General features: G+C 33.0%; 1 protein-coding gene. It reads left to right on the top strand.

From position 1 onward, the window contains the following. Positions 1-209 (top strand): hypothetical protein (locus tag SB786_RS36270; RefSeq protein ID WP_410731583.1); only part of this gene is annotated, 209 nt, incomplete at its 5' end. Positions 210-273: the final 64 nt, after the last annotated feature.

Below are 273 nucleotides of genomic sequence, written 5' to 3'. Positions count from 1 at the left end.
TAGATACAGACCACTTTAGAGAGCGGGTGGACAATGGATGTTTGATCATTATCATATCCTCTTTATTGTCAAAAGATATGATCTTAAATCTATTTGAGCACGATCATTTATTAAAAATAGGAACATTGAGCAAAAACGTTTTATATCCTCAGTTTGTAGAGGAAATAAGCAGAGTAATAGATGACAAAAACAGGGTATTAAATCCCTAATAGACTAAATAGCTCATCCTTTTTGGTGGTTGCAATAGTAATAGCTTTCCCGTTATTCAGTTCA

It is taken from the genome of Burkholderia sp. SIMBA_062, from assembly GCF_046534765.1.
Lineage (GTDB): Bacteria > Pseudomonadota > Gammaproteobacteria > Burkholderiales > Burkholderiaceae > Burkholderia > Burkholderia ambifaria.
The sequence above is the reverse complement of the archived record's forward strand: the minus strand, read 5'-3'. Positions and strand labels throughout refer to the sequence as shown.